Source organism: Allobosea sp. TAF32, from assembly GCF_052113585.1.
Lineage (GTDB): Bacteria > Pseudomonadota > Alphaproteobacteria > Rhizobiales > Beijerinckiaceae > Allobosea.
In genome coordinates, this window is the sequence record NZ_JBFRDM010000014.1 from 13901 (window position 1) to 29598 (window position 15698).

A 15698-nucleotide genomic window follows, 5' to 3' on the forward strand; every position below is an offset into this window, starting at 1 on the left:
CGCGTTGCTCCGGAATGTGGGACGCAGTCCCGGACGCCGGCAATGGCGCGGGATTTCCCGAGACAGCCTGCCAGAACAAGATGGGACCGATGGCCAACGAACTCCCCAACGGCAATGGCACGGACGCTGCGAACGCGGCTCCCAGCCTGAACGCCCTAGTCCAGTACACGAAGGATTTTTCCTTCGAGAACCCCAAGGCGCCGCGCTCGCTCTCCCAGCAGGAGGCGCAACAGGGCCCGCAGATGTCGCTGCAGGTCAATGTCGGCAGCACCGCGCTCGGCGACAACGATTATGAGACCGTGCTTCGCCTGGAAGGCAAGGCCGAACTGAAGGGCGAGACGCTCTTCGCCTTCGACCTGAGCTATGCCGGCGTGTTCCGTCTGCAAAACATCCCGCAGGAGCACATCCACCCTGTACTGGTGATCGATTGCGCCCGCCTGCTCTTCCCCTTCGCGCGCCAGATCGTCGCGGAAGCGGTCCAGAACGGCGGCTTCCCGCCCTTTTACATCCCGCCGATCGACTTCGCCTCGCTCTATCAGCAGCGTATGCAGGAACTGCAGGGTCAGCCCGGCGCCACCGCCAACTGACGGCAGCTCGAGCCGCTACAAGGATCAAGAAAGGGCCCTTCCGGGCCCTTTTTCATTTGTTGCGGATCATTGTTGCCCTTGCAGAGCAAGTGCCACCTCTCCATGTCGCACGAGCAACGGCGGACGCCCCGGCAGGGACGCCCGCCTTTTCCGTATCCGTGGAGACCCGATGGACAACCTTCTGACACTTGCCGCCGACCCCGCCGTATGGGCCGCGCTCGGGGCATTGATCGCCATGGAGGTCGTGCTCGGCATCGACAACCTGATCTTCATCTCCATCCTGACCAACAAGCTGCCCGAACATCAGCGCTCGAAGGGCCGCAAGATCGGCATCGGCCTGGCGCTGATCCTGCGCCTTGCGCTGCTCAGCACCGTGGCCTTCATCGTCACGCTGACTACGCCGATCTTCTCGGTACTCGGCCAGGCCTTCTCCTGGCGCGATCTTATCCTCATCGCCGGCGGCCTCTTCCTGGTCTGGAAGGCGACGAAAGAGATCCATCACAAGGTCGATCCCGATCCCGACTCCGTCCTCGCCGAGGGCGGCCGGGCAGTGACGCTGAGCTTCGGCAGCGCGATTTTCCAGATCCTGCTGCTCGACCTCGTTTTCTCGATCGACTCGATCATCACTGCGGTCGGCATGACCGAGCACGTGCCGGTGATGGTGATCGCCGTGATCGTCGCCGTGCTGACGATGCTGCTCGCCGCCGATCCGCTGGCGCGCTTCATCGACAGGAACCCGACCATCGTGATGCTGGCGCTCGGCTTCCTGCTGATGATCGGCGGTACGCTGATCGCAGAGGGCTTCGGCGTGCATGTGCCGAAGGGCTATATTTACGCCGCTATGGCCTTTTCGGCCCTGATCGAGGCGCTCAACATGCTTTCGCGCCGCAAGGTGCGGAAGGACGCCCAGAGCTGACCTTCCGGGAAAGGACGATGCGGATTACTGTGCCGCGTCGTCCGTGATGCCGAGATAGCCCTTCCACAGCGGGGCCTTCAGCGATCCCAGGATGAAGGCCTCATGCGCCTTGATGGCGGCTTCGTCGAGGCGCGGCGCAAGCGGACGCTGGCGCTGCGGCTTCTCGGCCGCAACCATCGCAAGCCCGCCGCGACCCGCCACTCCCTCGACGCCCAGACCCAGCGAGGTCTGCTTGCCGCCGATCAGCTCGATATACACCTCGGCGAGGATCTCGGAGTCGAGCAAGGCGCCGTGCCTGGTGCGGCGGCTGTTGTCGATGCCGTAGCGCGAGCACAGCGCATCGAGGCTGTTCGAAGCGCCGGGGTGCTTGCGGCGCGCCATCGACAGGGTATCGACCACCCATGCCTGCTCGATCGGCGGCAGGCCGAGGCGCTTGAACTCCATGTTGATGAAGCCGACGTCGAAGGCGGCGTTGTGAATCACCAGCTTCGCGCCGGCGATGAACTCCGCGAACTCCTGGGCGACCGCGGCGAAGACGGGCTTGTCCGACAGGAATTCTTCCGAGAGGCCGTGGACATTGAACGCCCCGACCGGCATCGAGCGCTCGGGGTTGATGTAGACATGATAAGTGCGGCCGCTCGGGCAGTGATTGACCAGCTCGACGCAGCCGATCTCGACGATGCGGTCGCCATTATTGGCTTCGACGCCGGTGGTTTCGGTATCGAGAACGATCTCACGCATCGCTTGAGGACCTCACTGCAGCGCCGCGCCCGGGACGGCCGGCGAGCGCCATCAGGATAGAACCGACCTGTCGCTCCGCGGCCACGAGCCCGCGGGACGTGTCCACAAGGAAATGGGCGCGGCGGCGCTTTTCGGCATCCGGCATCTGGCGCGAAAGGATCGCGTCGAGCTTTTCCGCGTTCATGCCGGGCCGGGCGAGGACGCGTTCGCGCTGAACCTCAGCCGGCGCGGTCACGACGAGGACTGCGTCGCAACGCACTTCCCCGCCGGTTTCGAGCAGCAGCGGCACGTCGATGACAGCAAGCGCCGCGCCCTCGCGGCGACAGCGCACGACGAAGCTTTCCTCTTCCTCGCGCACGAGCGGATGAATGATCGCCTCGAGCCGCTTGAGCGCTTCCGGCTTTCCGAGGACCGCCGCGCCCAGTTTCGCCCGATCGACCACACCATCGACCAATGTGCCGGGGAAGGCCTCCTCGATCGGTGCCGCCGCGCGGCCACGGTGCAGGCGATGTACGGCAGCATCCGCATCATGCAACGGCACGCCGCGCTGCACGAACAGCCCGGCCGTCGTCGACTTCCCCATTCCGATCGAGCCCGTCAGCCCCAGCACGAAGGTCATGCTCTCTCCGCCGAATCAGGTCTTCAGGATATCGGCTTCGATCAGGGCGCGCAGGGCCGGCGTCACTTCCGGCGTTACGCCGAACCAGCGAGCGAAGCCGGGTACCGCTTGATGCAGCAGCATGCCCAGACCATCGACCGGAACGCCGCCGCGACTCTCGGCCGCCGCGAGGAGCGCCGTCTTGAGAGGCGCATAGACGATGTCGTCGACGATGGTGCCGGGCCGGAGCGCCGCGAGATCGATCTCCAGCGGCGGTTTGCCCTGCATGCCCAAGGCCGTCGCGTTCACGATGAGATCGGCCTGCCCGACGAGCCGGTCGCGCTGATCCCAGTCTCCGGTCTCAAGCGGCCGCCCCAAGGCAGCAGCCAATTCCTCTGCGCGCTCGCGGCTGCGATTGACGACGACGACGCGGTCGACGCCCCGCGACTTCAGCCCGTAGCAGATGCCGCGCGCGGCCCCGCCGGCGCCCAGGACGAGTGCTGTTCCGACACGCCCCTGCCAATCCGGCACGGTCGCATCGAGATGAGCGAGGAAGCCCGGCACATCGCTGTTATCAGCCAATACGCGATTGCCCTCGCGCCAGAGCGTGTTGACCGCGCCGACCGCCCGGCCGGCATCGCTGACCTCATCGACCAGCACCATCACTGCTTCCTTGTGCGGCACGGTGACATTGCCGCCGGCGAATTCACCGTCGCGCAAGCGCTGGATGAAGGCGGGCAGATCGGGCGGTGCGACATCGACGCGCTGATAGGAACCGGCGATCCGGTATTGGCGGAGCCACTCGCCATGGATCATCGGCGAGCGCGAATGAGCGATGGGGTGTCCAACAACGAAGCAGCGAGGCGGCATGGGATAGTCCAGTCAGCGGGCGAGACAGCCGAGATCGCGCAGGGCGGCGAGAACGGCAAGCAAGGGCAGGCCCAGTATGGTGAAGTGATTGCCTTCGACGGTGTCGAAGAGCTGGGCGCCCAGCCCTTCAAGCTGATAGCCGCCGACGCTGGACAGAGCCGCAGGGCCGACCAGATCGACATAGAGCCCGATGAAGTCGGAATCGAGAGAACGCATGGTCATCCGCGCGGTCTCGCGCCCTTCGGCGATCGGCGCGCCATCCCTCGCCAGGACGAAGGCGGAGTGGAGTTCGTGCGTCCTGCCGGCGAGCTCCGCGATCTGCTCGGCAGCTGCGAAGTCATCGACCGGCTTGTGGAAGGTGATTCCGTCGCAGGTCAGGGTCTGGTCGGCGGCAAGGACGAGACGACCCGGCCGCGCGTTCGACACAGAGAGAGCCTTGGCGCAGGCAAGCGCCGCTGCGATCTGGTCTGCCGGGACATGCTGCTCGACCAGCGGATGCTCTACCGCGCGCTCGTCGATCTCGGGCTTCAGCACCTCTACCGGAATGCCGGCCGCAGCCAGCATCTCGCGGCGGGTCGTGCTCCCGGAGGCGAGGATCAAGGGCTGTGCTTCGAGCCAAAGACTGTTGGATATGATCATGTCGCGATGAACTTCATGCGGTGGTCGCGCAGCAGGTCGACGATCGATGCTGCAGTCTCCTCGATCGAGCGACGGGTCACATCAATGACCGGCCAGCCCTTGCGGGCGCAAAGCCGTCGCGACTGCGAAACTTCGTCGGCGACCGCCGCCGGATCAACATAGGATGTCTCATCGTCGGCGCGTAGGGACAGGAGGCGATTCTGGCGGATCTGAACGATGCGATCGGGGCTGGCGATCAGGCCGACGATCAGCGGCTTCTTGGCGCTCTCCAGTTCCACAGGCAGCGGAATATTCGGCACGAGAGGGATATTGGCGGTCTTGATGCCGCGATTGGCGAGATAGATGCTCGTCGGTGTCTTCGACGTCCGGCTGATGCCGACCAGGATGACGTCGGCATTGTCGAGATCGCCGCCCATCTGCCCGTCGTCATGGAGCAGCGTGTAGTTCATCGCATCGATGCGGCGGAAGTACTCGGTATTGAGAACGTGCTGCGCGCCCGGCTTCGTCGCGGAGGCCTGGCCGAGATAGGATTGGAACAGCGACAGCACCGGCTGCAGCACCGAGAGACAGGGGCAGCCCAGCTCGCGGCAGAAGTTCTCGAGCTTTTCCTGCCATTCAGGTTCGACCAGCGTGTAGAGCACGACGCCGGGTGAGGATTCGATTTCGGCCAGAACGCGGGCGAGCTGAGCCTCCGAGCGCACCAGCGGGTAGACATGCTCGATAGCGGACACGCTCTCATATTGTGCCGCTGCGGCACGGCTGACGGCGATCAGGGTTTCGCCGGTCGCGTCTGAAACCAGATGCAGATGGAAATAGTTGCGGACCACGGCGTCCCCCGGCCTGAAGCGCTCTTGTCTTCATCTAGCGCGCTTTCGGCCGGATCGGAATCAGGCATTCGATCCGAAAGCGTCGGTACCGTGGCCGCTCCGAGTTTTCCCGGGGCATGGGGAGTGGTGTGGACAACCCGGCCTGTGGGCGGTGGCAGCGAGAGCGCCTGTATAACCCGCCCTGTTCGTCAACAGCCGCCGGACTGTGCATGGTTAAGGAAGTGTTTCACGTGAATCATTCTGGCCGCTGCAGGCGCGGAAGCGGATTTCAATTCGTTAATAAAGCCTTAACACCCGATCGTTCGAACCTGAGATCCGCGACCGGCTGTCCCACCACCTGTGGAACGGTTGTGGACAGGATTGGGCCGGGCTATCTCCCCTGTCCAAGAGTCAAAGAAAAAGAGAATCTTTCATAGAATCTCTTTTTAGTGAGGATACGGGATGAGCCATCCAGCCCCTGGAACGATCAGCGCAGAGCCGCTCTTTCTTCGGGCATTGGCAGGCGAGAAATTGCCTGTTCCTCCGATCTGGCTGATGCGCCAGGCGGGGCGCTATTTGCCGGAGTATCGCGAGCTCCGGGCCAAGGCCGGCAGCTTCCTTGCGCTCTGCTACAACCCCGAGCTCGCTGCCGAGGTGACACTCCAGCCGATCCGGCGCTTCGGCTTCGATGCCGCGATCCTGTTCTCGGATATTCTCGTCGTGCCGCAGGCACTCGGGCAGAAGCTCTGGTTCGCAGAGGGCGAAGGTCCGCGGCTGGAACCCGTCGCGGATGCCGCAAGACTGGCAGAGATCGATCAGCTCGCCGATGGCGCCAAGCTGGATCCCATTCTGGAGACCGTGCGGCGGGTGCGTGGTGCCTTGCCCCGCGAGACAGGGTTCATCGGTTTCTGCGGGGCTCCCTGGACTGTGGCGACCTATATGGTGGCCGGCCGCGGCACGCCCGATCAGGGACCTGCCAAGGCCCTGTTCGCGAAGGACCCTGAACTGTTCCAGGCGATCATCGATCGCATCGTCACTGCCTCCGTGAGCTATCTCAACGCACAGATCGCCGCCGGCGTCGATGCGGTGCAGATCTTCGACAGCTGGGCAGGCGCGTTGGGACCGGAGGATTTCAGGCGCTGGTGCGTCGCGCCGACCAGCCGGATCGTAGAGGGCGTGCGCGCGGTTCACCCCCATGCCCGCATCATCGGGTTCCCACGCGGAGCCGGCAGGTTGATCCCGGACTATGTTGCTGGAACGGGTGTCGATGCGGTCGGGCTCGAATCCGATATCAATCGGGACTTTGCGCGCGACGCGATTCAGTCGAAACTACCTGTGCAGGGCAATCTCGATCCGCTCGTTCTGAGGGCTGGCGGCCCGGAGCTCGAGAAGGAAATAGCGGCGATCCTCTCAGCCTTCGGTGGCGGGCCGTTCGTCTTCAATCTCGGGCATGGCATCCTGCCGGATACGCCAATCGCCCATGTCGAGCGGCTGCTGAAGGCCGTGCGGGGCTGAGGGTCAGGATATGTATGAGTGGATCAAGGCTTTCCACGTCGTCGCGGTCATCTCCTGGATGGCCGGGATGCTCTATCTGCCGCGGCTGATGGTCTACCATGCCGAGGCTCAGATCGGCTCGATCCAGTCCGAAACCTTCAAGATCATGGAGCGCCGGCTGCTGAAGGGCATCATCAACCCGGCGATGATCCTGACCTGGGTGCTCGGTCTCTACCTCTCCTGGTACGGCTTCGCCTTCAAAGGCGGCTGGCTGCATGCCAAGCTGCTGCTGGTGCTGATCCTCTCTGGCATCCATGGCGTGCTGGTGAAGCATGTCCGCGCCTTCGCCCAGGACAAGAACCAGAAGTCTCCCCGCTATTTCCGCATCCTCAACGAAGTGCCGGCCGTGCTGATGCTCGTCATCGTCATTCTCGTCATCGTGAAACCGTTCTGACGCTGACGATTCTTCCCGCTTGAGCCCGGCCGCGATTCCCGCTATCAGGAGCTGCGCTTCTCCAGCGTCCTCCCTTGTTGTCGACTGTTCGTGAGCGATCTGCCCTAGCAGCAGCTCAGGTCGCGCACCCCCCGCGCAGGTCCGGTCAGGGCCGAAGTCGATCACTCCAGTACAGTCCCCACCCCTGCCGATTCGCAGGGCGTTCACGATCCGGGTGCCCCATGCGGGAAATCAAGCTCCAAGAGCTCAAGATCAAATCGCCGACCGAACTTCTGACCTTTGCCGAAGAGGTGGAGGTCGAGAACGCCAGCACGATGCGCAAGCAGGAGCTGATGTTCGCCATCCTGAAGCAGCTCGCCGCACGCGAGACCGAGATCCTGGGCGAGGGCGTGGTCGAGGTGCTGCAGGACGGCTTCGGCTTCCTGCGCTCCTCCGATTCGAACTATCTGCCGGGTCCCGACGACATCTATGTCTCGCCCTCGCAGATTCGGAAGTTCGGTCTGCGCACTGGCGACACGGTCGAGGGGCCGATCCGCAGCCCCAAGGATGGCGAGCGCTATTTCGCTCTGCTCAAGGTCAACTCGATCAATTTCGAGGACCCGGAGAAGATCAAGCACAAGATCCACTTCGACAATTTGACGCCGCTCTACCCGGACCAGCGGCTGAAGCTCGAGGTGCAGGATCCGACCAAGAAGGATTTCTCGCCGCGCGTCATCGACATCGTGGCGCCGATCGGCAAGGGCCAGCGCGCGCTGATCGTCGCGCCGCCGCGCACCGGCAAGACCGTGCTGCTGCAGAACATCGCCCAGTCGATCACGACCAATCATCCCGAGTGCTATCTCATCGTTCTGCTGATCGACGAGCGCCCAGAGGAAGTCACCGACATGCAGCGCTCGGTGAAGGGCGAGGTCGTGTCCTCGACCTTCGACGAGCCGGCCTCGCGCCACGTCCAGGTCGCGGAGATGGTCATCGAGAAGGCCAAGCGTCTGGTCGAGCATGGCCGCGACGTCGTCATCCTGCTCGATTCGATCACGCGCCTCGGCCGCGCCTACAACACCGTGGTTCCGTCCTCGGGCAAAGTGCTGACCGGCGGTGTCGACGCCAATGCCCTGCAGCGGCCGAAGCGCTTCTTCGGCGCGGCGCGCAATATCGAAGAAGGGGGCTCTCTGACCATCGTCGCGACAGCGCTGATCGACACCGGCTCCCGCATGGACGAGGTGATCTTCGAGGAGTTCAAGGGAACGGGTAACTCCGAGATCATTCTCGACCGCAAGGTGGCCGACAAGCGCATCTTCCCGGCGATCGACATCATCAAGTCCGGCACCCGCAAGGAGGAGCTCATCACGCCGCGCTCCGACCTGCAGAAGACCTATGTGCTGCGCCGTATCCTCAACCCGATGGGACCGCAGGACGCGATCGAGTTCCTTTTGGACAAGCTGCGCCAGACCAAGCAGAACTCGGAATTCTTCGACTCGATGAATACCTGACGGGTCCACCCGATCCGGCATTCGATTCGCCGCCGTATCGATCGCGCAGAAGCGGTCGGACGGCGGCGAATTTGTTTGTGGCGCAGCTACGGGCCGCCGCCGCCCCCGATCTATGTGGCGACCGATTCACTCCCGTTACAACCGGGAGACAGATTTCCGAGAAGGACTCGATTCGTAATCGAAACGAATCCGAACGGTCGCCTATCTTCGGGCTCCCGCATGGAGCATCGTTGGCCGGTCGCTCCCCAGCTCGACATAGGGCTTCTTGTGCCTTCGCGCGCTCGGCCGGGACGCGGCAGAATGCGGGCCCAGAGGATGCAAGCTTGACGCGCTGCCCGGGCAAGGCACAGCTGTGCCGCCATCCCTGACACCTACCAGCGAATGACCAGCATGACGGCCACTGAGACGCACATCTACGAAGCCCATCCGACGATCGTGGCACTGTCCTCGGCGCCTGGTCGGGCCGGTGTCGCGGTCGTACGTGTCTCCGGTCCGCGGGTTCGTTTCGTCCTTGAGACCGTAGCGGGAGTCATACCGCCGCCGCGCGTGGCGACACTCCGCCGACTCTCGGATGGAAAAGGTATGGCCGTCGATACGGCGCTCGTTCTGTTCTTCGCGGCACCGGCGAGCTTCACTGGTGAGGATGTCGCGGAGTTTCATGTCCACGGTTCGCGCGCCGTTCTCGCGGAACTACTGGCCATACTGACGGTACTACCGGGAGTAAAACTCGCGGAAGCCGGAGAATTTACCCGGCGAGCCTTCGAGGCCGGCAAGCTCGATCTCGCAGCCGTCGAAGGCTTGGCCGACCTGATCGATTCGGAAACGGAATGGCAGCGCAAACAGGCCCTGCGCCAAATGGACGGCGCCCTCGGCTTCGTCGCCAAGCGCTGGCGCGGAGAGTTGATCGAGGCGATGAGCTTGCTCGCCGCCGAGCTGGATTTCTCAGACGAGGGCGATGTTGCGGGTCCGCTTCAGGATCAGGCACTTGCCTTGGCCGGCGGTGTTCTGAGCTCGCTGCGTGAGGCGCTCGGCAGTTTCACCATGGGCGAACGTGTCCGCGAGGGCTTCGTCGTGGTGCTGGCCGGCCCGCCCAATGCCGGCAAATCGAGCCTGCTCAATGCGCTCGCCCGGCGCGAGGTTGCTATCGTGTCTCCGATTGCCGGCACGACGCGCGACGCTTTGGAAGTACGCCTCGACCTGGAAGGTTTGCCGGTGATCCTGGTCGATACGGCGGGACTGCGCGACAGCATCGACCCGATCGAGGCCGAAGGCGTCAAGCGTGCACGCGCGCTGGTGGAGCGCGCTGATCTCGTACTGAGCCTGCGCGGGATCGATTCGGATACGTATCGAATCGAGCAAGAAGCTTCGACATTGGCAGTCGCGACGAAGTCGGATCTTGGTGGGGAAGCACTGGCGGGGGAACGTGCGATCTCGGTGAAAACCGGAGAGGGAATCCCTGACCTGCTCGCGGAGATCGTGGCACGGCTGCGCGATCTCGGTCAGACGGAGCCTGCGCTCCTGACGCGTGAACGCCATCGCGTCGCGGTGAGCGATGCGGTCGCGGCGCTGGAGCGTGCGGTCACCGCCGATCATTGCCAGGGTGAGTTGCTGGCGGAGGATATCCGCCTGGCGGTCGTTGCGCTGGAGAGGCTGGTCGGCCGCATCGATGTCGAGGACGTGCTCGACCAGCTCTTCGCCGGATTCTGCATCGGAAAGTAAGCCCGAGCGGATGATCCGCCTGGCTTGTAGCGATTGCCGTTGACCCGCCTCCCCGGCTTCGTTAGCGAAAATGGCATGTCCATCCATCATCAGCAGCACTACGACGTCATCGTCGTCGGCGGCGGCCATGCCGGGGCAGAAGCGGCTGCGGCGGCGGCGCGCTATGGCGCGCGTACAGCCTTGGTGACGCACAAGCCCGAGACCATCGGCGTGATGTCTTGCAATCCCGCGATCGGCGGTCTCGGCAAGGGTCATCTCGTAAGGGAGATCGACGCACTCGACGGCGTGATGGCCCGCGCGGCCGACCTTGGGGGCATCCAGTTCCGTATGCTGAACCGGCGCAAGGGACCAGCGGTGCGCGGGCCCCGCGCCCAGGCCGATCGCAAGCTCTATCGCCAAGCCGTGCAGGAGCTGCTCGCGCAGCAGGCCGGGCTCGATATCGTCGCCGGCGAGGTCTTCGACCTCGAGATCGAAGCTGGCCGCGTTGTTGCGGTCATACTTGCGGATGGGCGCCGATTCGGAACCGGAACGGTCGTGCTGACGACGGGGACCTTCTTGCGCGGGTTGATCCATATCGGCGAGACCAAGATCCCGGCCGGGCGGGTCGGTGAGGCACCCTCGCTCGGACTCTCGGCGACGCTGGAGCGTTATGGCTTCCCGCTGGGGCGTCTGAAGACCGGAACCCCTCCCCGTCTCGATGGTAGAAGCATCGACTGGGCTGCACTTGAGATGCAGCCGGGCGACGAGCCGCCGGAGCCGTTCTCGGCGCTGACTGCAGCGATCACTAATCCGCAGATTTCCTGCGGTATCACGCGCACGACGCTGGCGAGCCATGAGCTGATCCGCGCCAATCTGCATCGCGCGCCGATGTTCTCGGGTCAGATCGAAGGGCGCGGCCCGCGCTATTGCCCGTCGATCGAGGACAAGGTCGGCAGGTTTGGCGATCGCGACGGACACCAGATCTTTCTGGAGCCGGAAGGGCTGGATGACGACACGGTCTATCCCAACGGCATCTCGACCTCGCTTCCCGAGGACGTCCAGCTCGGTCTGCTGAAGACCATCCCCGGTCTCGAGCGCGCCACGATGCAGCGGCCGGGCTATGCGATCGAATACGATTTCGTCGATCCGCGGGCGTTGAAGAACACGCTGGAGACGCACGCCGTCGCTGGCCTGTTCCTGGCCGGCCAGATCAATGGAACGACGGGCTATGAGGAGGCGGGCGCCCAGGGACTGCTCGCAGGACTCAACGCGGCACGGTTGGCTGGCGACGCTGAGCCCGTGGTTTTCGACCGAACACAGTCCTATATCGGCGTGCTCGTCGACGACCTCGTCACGCGCGGCGTTACGGAGCCGTACCGAATGTTCACGTCGCGGGCGGAATTTCGCCTGTCACTGCGCGTGGACAATGCCGATGAGCGGCTGACGGGCTTCGGCACGAAGCTCGGCGTGGTCGGCTCAGCCCGGCATGCCGCCTTTGAGGCGCGCCGCGGCGAAATCGCTGCTTTGAGCCAGACCTTGCAGGGACTGTGGTTGACGCCTCGGCAGGCAGAGGGCGTGGGCCTGCAGCTCAATCGGGACGGAGTGCGACGCAGCGCTTACCAAATCCTGTCTTATCCCGATGTCGGTTTCGAGCGGCTTGCTGCGATCTGGCCTGAGCTGCAGGGTTATTCCGCGTCCGTGACGGCGCGTGTCACCGCGGATGCAGTCTATGCGGTCTATCTCGACCGGCAGGCTGCGGAGATCCAGGCTTATCGACGCGACCAGTCTTTGAAAGTTCCGGCTGATCTCGACCTCGACATGATTTCGGGCCTGTCGAACGAGATCAAGGCAAAGCTCGCCGCGCTGCGCCCAGCGGACCTGGCGCAGGCCGGCAAGATCGAAGGCATGACGCCGGCAGCTCTGGCGTTGTTGGCCGCACACGCACGGAAGGGCCGGCTTCCGGCGCCGTTATCCACAGGATCGACGTGACTGTTGAAAAGACCGACAGGCAGCGCGCTTTGCGCTTGACGCCTGTTTCACGTGAAACAGAGGAGCGCCTGGCGCTGCTCGTGGCGGAGCTCGAGCGCTGGCAGGCGGCCAAGAATCTGGTCTCCTCCACGACGCTGGCGGATGTCTGGACACGCCATATCGCGGACTCGCTGCAGATCTTCAGCCTCGCGCCCGAACGCGAACGCTGGCTCGATCTCGGTTCCGGCGGCGGTTTTCCGGGGCTGGTGATCGGTATCTGCCTTGCGGAGCGTGGCCGAGGTCAGATCGATCTTGTCGAGAGCAATGCTCGCAAATGCGCGTTTCTGCGCCACGCGGCGCGGGTTACCGGCGCCCCGGTCAAGGTCCATGCCGCTCGTATCGAGGATGTGATCGGCGATTTCGCGGGCAAGGCCGATGTGGTGACAGCCCGGGCGCTAGCGCCGCTGACGAAGCTCCTCGACTGGTGCGAAGAGCTGTTGAGAACCGGCACTCTTGGGCTCTTTCCCAAGGGACAACATCTAGATGCGGAATTGACCGACTCGGCCAGATATTGGAAGATTCAGGCGACAACGGTTTCCTCCGTGACTGATGATGCCGCGCGAATCCTGATGATCCGCTCGGCCGAGAGACGAGCCGATCCATGACCGAACCCAGATCTGCGCCACCGCAGCGCCGCCCGCGTGTCATCGCGCTTGCGAATCAGAAGGGTGGCGTCGGCAAGACGACCACGGCGATCAACCTCGGCACGGCGCTGGCCGCGATCGGCGAGAAGGTGCTGATCGTCGACCTCGACCCGCAGGGCAATGCCTCGACCGGACTCGGCGTCGATCGCCGTAGCCGGAAGTCCTCGACTTACGATGTTCTCTGCGGCGATGTCGGCCTGGGTCAGGCGCTCCAGCCCACGGCCGTACCGGGCCTGTCTCTGGCGCCCTCGACGCTGGACCTGCTCGGCGTCGAACTGGAGATCGCATCGGCCAAGGATCGCGCTCATCGGTTGAAGAGTGCGATTGACGAATTGTGCTACGACCAGCGCTGCCAGGATCTGACCTATGTCCTGATCGACTGCCCGCCTTCGCTGAGCCTGATTACGATAAACGCGATGACGGCAGCTGACGCCGTATTGGTGCCGCTGCAGTGCGAGTTTTTCGCGCTCGAAGGTCTCAGCCAGCTGCTCAAGACGGTGGAGCAAGTTCGCGCCGGGCTCAATCCGCGGCTGATGATCCAGGGCGTGGTGCTGACCATGTTCGACCCGCGCAACAATCTGTCGGGTCAGGTCATGGCGGATGTGAAGAGTTTCCTTGGTGACAAGGTTTATGAGACGGTAATCCCACGAAACGTGCGGGTTTCCGAGGCGCCGTCCTATGGGAAGCCGGCGCTGCTCTATGATCTGCGCTGCTCGGGTTCGCAGGCGTATCTGCGACTGGCGTCGGAGGTGATCAAGCGGGAGCGCGCTCTGCGCGCCGCGGCCTGACGAAACGAAATGGTGAGGTAACGAGGATGGCGATGGCCGAAGAACAGGGGCGCTCACGCCTGGGCCGTGGTCTGGCGGCGCTGATCGGCGACGTCGGGGAGGAAATCGGCGCAATCGAGCGGGCGCGGGGCCAACGCAAAGTGCCGGTCGAGTTCCTGCGTCCGAGCGCGCGCAATCCGCGCCGCAGCTTCGTGGAGGAGGATCTCGACGAGCTCACGACTTCGATTCGCGAGCGTGGCATTTTGCAGCCGATCATCGTGCGTTCGATCCCCGGCATGGTCGATGCCTACGAGATCATCGCCGGCGAGCGGCGCTGGCGGGCGGCGCAACGCGCCGAACTGCACGATGTCCCGGTGATTCTGGTCGAGGCGGACGACCGCGAAGCGCTGGAGATCGCGATCGTCGAGAACGTTCAGCGCACCGACCTGAACGCGATCGAGGAAGCTGCCGGCTATGAGCGGTTGATCGCCGAGTTCGGCTATACGCAGAACGATTTGGCACGCGTCATCGGCAAGAGCCGCAGCCACGTCGCCAATACGATGCGTCTGTCGAAGTTGCCGGAATCCGTCCGCAAGATGGTCAGCGAAGGCGCGGTTTCAGCGGGTCACGCTCGCGCCCTCCTCTCCGTTTCGGAGCCGGAACTGATGGCGCGCCGGATCGTCGACGAAGGCATGAGCGTCCGCGATATCGAGCGTGTCGTGCAGGAAGAAGCACGGGGCGAGACGACAAAGAGCGTCGCGCTGTCGAAGCCGAAGGTAGAGAAGGATCCGGATACGCGGGCTCTCGAGAAGGCGCTGGAGGAAGCGCTTGGTCTCTCAGTTTCGATCGCGCATCGCGCCAACGGATCGGGGGAGGTCCGGATCGGCTACAAGACGCTCGAACAACTCGACGCGCTCTGCCACCGGCTCAAGGCCTGATCACTCAGGCCGGCCGCTGCGGGCGAGCCGAGCCAACGTCCACAATGTGCGGGTCGCGACGGCGCGACCCATATCGGCATTCTGGCGCGTGGCCAGGATCGCATTGCCGAGTAGGCCGACAGCTTCGTTCAGCTTGGTGCTGGACCAGGCATTCAGTGCAGCTTCGGTTGTGGCAATGCGGGGGTAGGGTAGGCGCATCGTCCCGACGACGTCTCTGACCCCCTTCCCGGCATCGACAGCCTGGCGCGCCTTGAGCAAGGCCAGCGCCTGGCGAAGCACCGTGCCGAGCATCACACCGGCGTCCAATCCCTCGCTGCTGAGCTTGGCCTGAGCGAGGTCGAGCACCGGCAGCTTTCCCGCGAAGACCGCATCGACGAGAATGGCCTGCTCGCGCTGGGCGGTGTCGCCGACGATAGCGTCAATGTGCTCTTCCCGCACGGCAGGGTCGGTTCCGACATAAAGCAGGAGCTTTTCGATCTCGCGGCGAGATGTCTGGCGGTCGCCGCCGAGAAGACCGGCGAGATGCTCCCGGCTGGTGCGGTCGATCGACTTGCCGGCGGCGCGTACCATTTCATCGATGATCGAGCCGAGATCGCGGGCTGCGTCGCCATAGCAGGGCACGGCGAGCGCGGTCTTCGCCCTCTCGCAGGCGGTGCGCAGCGGGTTCGTGCGCTGCAGATCGCCCGCCTCGACGATGACGAGGGCATCCTGCGAAGGCACCGCCAACAGCGGCTCGACTGCCGCCAGCAGGGGTTTGGATGTCGGAGAGACGCGGATTGCGCGGCGGCCGCCGAAAAGGCCGATGGTGTTGGCTTCGTCAGCGAGCTTCAGCGGGTCGGCGGCAACGACGTCGCCATCCATGCGGATGAGCTGGAAAGCATCGTTGGCATCATCGACGCTGGCGCGGGCCAAGGTGCCTGCCCGCTCGGAGACGAGGCCAGCATCGGGTCCGTAGATCAGGACAAGGCGCCAGGCCGGATCGAGGCGCGCCAGTGTCCGTTCGGCTTCATGCGCCTTGATCGCGACCATGG

Annotated in this window: 16 protein-coding genes; 10 read left to right on the forward strand and 6 right to left on the reverse strand. The window is 64.2% G+C overall.

Annotated features, from left to right (window positions below):
* Nucleotides 1-89: 89 nt before the first annotated feature.
* Entirely contained in the window at nucleotides 90-587 is a 498-nt protein-coding gene (gene secB / locus AB4Z16_RS26055) for a protein-export chaperone SecB (RefSeq protein ID WP_441514227.1), read from the forward strand.
* Nucleotides 588-756: 169 nt separating this feature from the next.
* Nucleotides 757-1503, forward strand: a complete 747-nt coding sequence (locus AB4Z16_RS26060) for a TerC family protein (RefSeq protein WP_441514228.1) — start codon at nucleotides 757-759, stop codon at nucleotides 1501-1503.
* 24 nt (nucleotides 1504-1527) lie between these two features.
* Here the strand turns inward: AB4Z16_RS26060 and dnaQ are convergent, their stop codons facing one another.
* From dnaQ to AB4Z16_RS26085, 5 genes are read right to left on the reverse strand one after another with little or no spacing between them, the layout of a single operon-like run.
* On the reverse strand, nucleotides 1528-2244 hold the full coding sequence (gene dnaQ, locus AB4Z16_RS26065; protein ID WP_441514229.1) for a DNA polymerase III subunit epsilon: 717 nt from the start codon (nucleotides 2242-2244) through the stop codon (nucleotides 1528-1530).
* Nucleotides 2237-2863, reverse strand: coding sequence for a dephospho-CoA kinase (gene coaE / locus AB4Z16_RS26070; RefSeq protein ID WP_441514230.1), 627 nt, complete (start codon nucleotides 2861-2863; stop codon nucleotides 2237-2239). Before coaE ends, dnaQ begins: the two co-directional genes overlap by 8 nt.
* Nucleotides 2864-2878: 15 nt before the next feature.
* Nucleotides 2879-3712, reverse strand: coding sequence for a shikimate dehydrogenase (locus tag AB4Z16_RS26075; protein ID WP_441514231.1), 834 nt, complete (start codon nucleotides 3710-3712; stop codon nucleotides 2879-2881).
* Nucleotides 3713-3724: 12 nt separating this feature from the next.
* Complete coding sequence (locus AB4Z16_RS26080; protein ID WP_441514232.1) at nucleotides 3725-4351, reverse strand: Maf family protein; 627 nt, start codon at nucleotides 4349-4351, stop codon at nucleotides 3725-3727.
* Nucleotides 4348-5178, reverse strand: coding sequence for a pyruvate, water dikinase regulatory protein (locus AB4Z16_RS26085; protein WP_441514233.1), 831 nt, complete (start codon nucleotides 5176-5178; stop codon nucleotides 4348-4350). Before AB4Z16_RS26085 ends, AB4Z16_RS26080 begins: the two co-directional genes overlap by 4 nt.
* Before the next feature lie 441 nt (nucleotides 5179-5619).
* On the opposite strand from AB4Z16_RS26085, the gene hemE reads away from it, so the two are divergent.
* The 8 genes from hemE (at nucleotide 5620) to AB4Z16_RS26125 (ending at nucleotide 14667) form a co-directional block, all read left to right on the forward strand.
* Nucleotides 5620-6672, forward strand: a complete 1053-nt coding sequence (gene hemE, locus AB4Z16_RS26090; RefSeq protein ID WP_441514234.1) for a uroporphyrinogen decarboxylase — start codon at nucleotides 5620-5622, stop codon at nucleotides 6670-6672.
* 10 nt (nucleotides 6673-6682) lie between these two features.
* Complete coding sequence (gene hemJ, locus AB4Z16_RS26095) at nucleotides 6683-7105, forward strand: protoporphyrinogen oxidase HemJ (protein WP_441514235.1); 423 nt, start codon at nucleotides 6683-6685, stop codon at nucleotides 7103-7105.
* 221 nt (nucleotides 7106-7326) lie between these two features.
* Complete coding sequence (rho, locus tag AB4Z16_RS26100; RefSeq protein ID WP_441514236.1) at nucleotides 7327-8592, forward strand: transcription termination factor Rho; 1266 nt, start codon at nucleotides 7327-7329, stop codon at nucleotides 8590-8592.
* Nucleotides 8593-8982: 390 nt separating this feature from the next.
* Nucleotides 8983-10311, forward strand: a complete 1329-nt coding sequence (gene mnmE / locus AB4Z16_RS26105; protein ID WP_441514237.1) for a tRNA uridine-5-carboxymethylaminomethyl(34) synthesis GTPase MnmE — start codon at nucleotides 8983-8985, stop codon at nucleotides 10309-10311.
* Between the two features lie 75 nt (nucleotides 10312-10386).
* A complete protein-coding gene (mnmG, locus tag AB4Z16_RS26110) occupies nucleotides 10387-12279 on the forward strand; it encodes a tRNA uridine-5-carboxymethylaminomethyl(34) synthesis enzyme MnmG (protein ID WP_441514238.1) in 1893 nt (630 codons plus the stop codon).
* Complete coding sequence (rsmG, locus tag AB4Z16_RS26115) at nucleotides 12276-12923, forward strand: 16S rRNA (guanine(527)-N(7))-methyltransferase RsmG (protein WP_441514239.1); 648 nt, start codon at nucleotides 12276-12278, stop codon at nucleotides 12921-12923. The genes mnmG and rsmG overlap by 4 nt, the downstream gene beginning before the upstream one ends.
* Nucleotides 12920-13750, forward strand: coding sequence for a ParA family protein (locus AB4Z16_RS26120; protein WP_441514240.1), 831 nt, complete (start codon nucleotides 12920-12922; stop codon nucleotides 13748-13750). The genes rsmG and AB4Z16_RS26120 overlap by 4 nt, the downstream gene beginning before the upstream one ends.
* A gap of 32 nt (nucleotides 13751-13782) precedes the next feature.
* Entirely contained in the window at nucleotides 13783-14667 is an 885-nt protein-coding gene (locus AB4Z16_RS26125) for a ParB/RepB/Spo0J family partition protein (RefSeq protein ID WP_441514241.1), read from the forward strand.
* On the opposite strand, the gene holA is transcribed toward AB4Z16_RS26125, so the two are convergent.
* Complete coding sequence (gene holA, locus AB4Z16_RS26130) at nucleotides 14668-15696, reverse strand: DNA polymerase III subunit delta (protein WP_441514242.1); 1029 nt, start codon at nucleotides 15694-15696, stop codon at nucleotides 14668-14670.
* Nucleotides 15697-15698 lie beyond the last annotated feature (2 nt).

What these genes read in the sequence shown, in the direction of transcription:
- secB (WP_441514227.1), top strand. Translation starts at nt 90, where the DNA reads ATGGCCAACGAACTCCCCAACGGCAATGGCACGGACGCTGCGAACGCG.
- AB4Z16_RS26060 (WP_441514228.1), top strand. Translation starts at nt 757, where the DNA reads ATGGACAACCTTCTGACACTTGCCGCCGACCCCGCCGTATGGGCCGCG.
- dnaQ (WP_441514229.1), bottom strand. Translation starts at nt 2,244, where the DNA reads ATGCGTGAGATCGTTCTCGATACCGAAACCACCGGCGTCGAAGCCAAT.
- coaE (WP_441514230.1), bottom strand. Translation starts at nt 2,863, where the DNA reads ATGACCTTCGTGCTGGGGCTGACGGGCTCGATCGGAATGGGGAAGTCG.
- AB4Z16_RS26075 (WP_441514231.1), bottom strand. Translation starts at nt 3,712, where the DNA reads ATGCCGCCTCGCTGCTTCGTTGTTGGACACCCCATCGCTCATTCGCGC.
- AB4Z16_RS26080 (WP_441514232.1), bottom strand. Translation starts at nt 4,351, where the DNA reads ATGATCATATCCAACAGTCTTTGGCTCGAAGCACAGCCCTTGATCCTC.
- hemE (WP_441514234.1), top strand. Translation starts at nt 5,620, where the DNA reads ATGAGCCATCCAGCCCCTGGAACGATCAGCGCAGAGCCGCTCTTTCTT.
- hemJ (WP_441514235.1), top strand. Translation starts at nt 6,683, where the DNA reads ATGTATGAGTGGATCAAGGCTTTCCACGTCGTCGCGGTCATCTCCTGG.
- rho (WP_441514236.1), top strand. Translation starts at nt 7,327, where the DNA reads ATGCGGGAAATCAAGCTCCAAGAGCTCAAGATCAAATCGCCGACCGAA.
- mnmE (WP_441514237.1), top strand. Translation starts at nt 8,983, where the DNA reads ATGACGGCCACTGAGACGCACATCTACGAAGCCCATCCGACGATCGTG.
- mnmG (WP_441514238.1), top strand. Translation starts at nt 10,387, where the DNA reads ATGTCCATCCATCATCAGCAGCACTACGACGTCATCGTCGTCGGCGGC.
- AB4Z16_RS26120 (WP_441514240.1), top strand. Translation starts at nt 12,920, where the DNA reads ATGACCGAACCCAGATCTGCGCCACCGCAGCGCCGCCCGCGTGTCATC.
- AB4Z16_RS26125 (WP_441514241.1), top strand. Translation starts at nt 13,783, where the DNA reads ATGGCCGAAGAACAGGGGCGCTCACGCCTGGGCCGTGGTCTGGCGGCG.
- holA (WP_441514242.1), bottom strand. Translation starts at nt 15,696, where the DNA reads ATGGTCGCGATCAAGGCGCATGAAGCCGAACGGACACTGGCGCGCCTC.